The organism is Mesorhizobium sp. M8A.F.Ca.ET.021.01.1.1, from assembly GCF_003998025.1.
Lineage (GTDB): Bacteria > Pseudomonadota > Alphaproteobacteria > Rhizobiales > Rhizobiaceae > Mesorhizobium.
Window position 1 is genome coordinate 1 of sequence record NZ_RZSJ01000680.1, and the last position, 3072, is coordinate 3072.

The following is a 3072-nucleotide window of genomic DNA, read 5'->3' on the forward strand; positions in this document are numbered from 1 at the left end:
TTCCCGCAAGGCAGCATCGCCAGTCATCTCGAACCCTTTGCGGATGGCCGCGCCAAGGAGCTGCTGATCACGCCAAACGGAGTGCGCATCGTGTGGCTGCTGGCCGAGGCCGAGCGGGCACGCTACGGGGTCTTCCGGCAGGCCGCGTTCGGTGACACGCGTATCGATGCGACGCTGATCGAACGGCTGCTCGTATCTCTCTCGAAGCTGCGCGACGCCATCAACCGAAGCGAACGGCAGGCCGCATGAGCACTTCAAACACTTCGCCGGCGCCAGTGAGCCCTTATCTCGTCCTGGGCGCCGCAATCGTGCTGCCGGCAAGCGGGCATGTCATTCTTGGCGTACCGGTGCGCGGACTGCAGTTCCTTTTCTTCATGGTCATCCTGGCCTGGGTGACCGCCAAGATTTCGCCGCCGGATGCCAACTTCGTCGGCCGTCACGCCGGCGGCTTCCTGATCTATGCGCTGTCGATCCTCGACGCCTATAAGATCGCCCGTATCCGCGCCGCCAAATGGGCTCATAATGCCCGGCGCGAGGGCGATGTTACGCAGAGTGGCATTGAGCCGCATACGTAACCAGAGGAAAATTTTTTTCATCCCATTGAATTCAAGGATTTCATTCGGTACATCATCTCTAGTCACAAACGTCGGGAGGCTGACATGTGCGGAATCGTTGGACTTTTCCTGAAGGACAAGGCGCTGGAGCCGAAGCTCGGCGCGATGCTGTCGGAGATGCTGGTATCGCTCAGCGATCGCGGCCCCGACAGCGCCGGCATCGCCATCTATGGCGCGACATCGGGCAACGAGGCCAAGATCACCATCCAATCGCCGAAGCCTGACCGCGATTTCCGCGGGCTGGACGCCGAACTCGCCAAGGCTCTTGGAGCGCCGGTGAGCATTGCGGTGAAATCGACACATGCGGTGGTCAGGACCACGCCCGACAAGGTCGACGCGGCGCGTGAAGCCCTCCAGTTGCTCAGGCCCGATGTCCGCATCATGGGCGCCGGCGAAGCGGTTGAAATCTACAAGGAAGTCGGCCTGCCGGAAGCCGTCGTCGATCGCTTCGATGTCCGCAAGATGACCGGCACGCATGGCATCGGCCACACCCGCATGGCGACGGAATCGGCGGTGACGACGATGGGCGCGCACCCCTTCTCGACCGGCGCCGACCAGTGCCTGGTGCACAATGGGTCGCTGTCCAACCACAACAATGTCCGTCGCGAGCTGGTCCGCGAAGGCATGAAATTCGAGACCGAGAACGATACCGAGGTGGCGGCCGCCTACCTTTCCTCGCAAATGGCGCATGGCAAGAACCTCGGCGAAGCGCTGGAAGGCACGCTCTCCGACCTCGACGGCTTCTTCACCTTCGTCGTCGGCACCAAGAATGGTTTTGGCGTGGTGCGCGATCCGATCGCCTGCAAGCCCGCCGTGATGGCCGAGACCGACCAATATGTCGCCTTCGGCTCGGAATATCGCGCGTTGACCAAACTGCCCGGCATCGACAATGCGAGGGTCTGGGAACCGGAGCCCGCAACCGTTTATTTCTGGGAGCATTGAGTTCATGCCGGCAACCTCCAAGGCAACGCGCGAAAGCCATGCGCGCGTCTTCGACCTCGACGTCCAGTCGTTGCGCGAACTCAACCAGGCACTCCATAACCTGACCGCCGGCTCGAATGAGACGGCATGGGAAGTGCTCAACCCGAAAGGCAACCACTCGGTCGCCGTCGGTGTCGACCAGCCCGTCAGTATCGATGTGCGCGGCAGCGTCGGCTATTATTGCGGCGGCATGAATTCGGGCAGCGCCATCACCGTGCACGGCTCTGCGGGCCCCGGCGTCGGCGAGAACATGATGGCGGGCTCGATAACGGTGAAAGGCGACGCCAGCCAGTATGCCGGCGCCACCGGCAAGGGCGGGCTGCTGGTCATCGAAGGCAATGCCTCCTCGCGCTGCGGCATCTCGATGAAGGGCATCGACATCGTCGTGCACGGCAATATCGGCCACATGTCGGCCTTCATGGCGCAGTCCGGCAATCTCGTGGTTTTGGGCGATGCCGGTGATGCGCTGGGCGATTCCATCTACGAGGCACGGCTTTTCGTGCGCGGCAAGGTCGATAGTCTGGGCGCCGACTGCATCGCCAAGGAGATGCGGCCCGAACATCTGGACCTGCTGCAGGGTCTGCTCGACCGCGCCGGCGTGACCGGCGTCAAACCGTCGGAGTTCAAGCGCTACGGTTCGGCGCGCACGCTCTACAATTTCAATATCGACAACGCCGACGCGTATTGAGGCAAGATGACGTACCGCAACCCGCCGACGACACCGCGCAAATCCGCGACCTTCGACGACTACACGCTTTCCGAAATCCGCCGCGCCGCGGCGACCGGCATCTACGATATCAGAGGTGCCGGCGCCAAGCGCAAGCTGCCGCATTTTGATGACCTCCTGTTCCTCGGCGCCTCGATCTCGCGCTATCCGCTGGAAGGCTATCGCGAGCGTTGCGACACATCCGTGGTGCTGGGGTCGCGGCATGCGAAGAAGCCGATCGAACTGAAAATTCCGATCACCATCGCCGGCATGAGCTTCGGCTCGCTGTCCGGCCCGGCGAAGGAAGCGCTCGGGCGCGGCGCGACGCTGTCCGGCACCTCGACCACGACCGGCGATGGCGGCATGACCGAGGAAGAGCGCGGCCATTCCAAGCAGCTCGTCTATCAGTACCTGCCGTCGCGCTACGGCATGAACCTGCGCGACCTGCGCCGCGCCGACGCGATCGAGGTGGTCGTCGGCCAGGGCGCCAAACCAGGCGGCGGCGGCATGCTGCTTGGCCAGAAGATTTCCGACCGCGTCGCCGAGATGCGCACGCTGCCCAAGGGCATCGACCAGCGCTCCGCCTCGCGCCATCCCGACTGGACCGGTCCCGACGATCTCGAAATCAAGATCCTCGAGCTGCGCGAAATCACCGACTGGGAGAAGCCGATCTACGTCAAGGTCGGCGGCGCCCGCCCCTACTACGACACAGCGCTTGCGGTGAAGGCCGGCGCCGACCTTGACGTAGATCGGCTTCTCCCAGTCGGTGAT

General features: G+C 63.3%; 4 protein-coding genes and 1 pseudogene. All 5 read left to right on the forward strand.

The features are described 5' to 3' along the window. Positions 1 to 249 (forward strand): annotated as a pseudogene (locus EOA36_RS32070) (hypothetical protein); the annotation flags it as partial. Further along, entirely contained in the window at positions 246 to 575 is a 330-nt protein-coding gene (locus EOA36_RS32075) for a hypothetical protein (RefSeq protein WP_127280851.1), read from the forward strand. The pseudogene EOA36_RS32070 and the gene EOA36_RS32075, both read left to right, overlap by 4 nt. 84 nt (positions 576 to 659) lie before the next feature. Beyond that, positions 660 to 1556 carry a glutamine amidotransferase family protein gene (locus EOA36_RS32080; protein WP_127280852.1) on the forward strand — a complete coding sequence of 299 codons (897 nt, stop codon included), beginning with the start codon at positions 660 to 662 and terminating at the stop codon, positions 1554 to 1556. A 4-nt stretch (positions 1557 to 1560) separates the two neighbouring features. Continuing rightward, positions 1561 to 2283: a GXGXG domain-containing protein gene (locus tag EOA36_RS32085; RefSeq protein ID WP_127280853.1), complete on the forward strand. Its 723-nt coding sequence runs from the start codon at positions 1561 to 1563 to the stop codon at positions 2281 to 2283. 6 nt (positions 2284 to 2289) lie between these two features. After that, on the forward strand, positions 2290 to 3072 hold a 783-nt coding region (locus tag EOA36_RS32090; RefSeq protein ID WP_245464529.1), incomplete at its 3' end, for a glutamate synthase-related protein.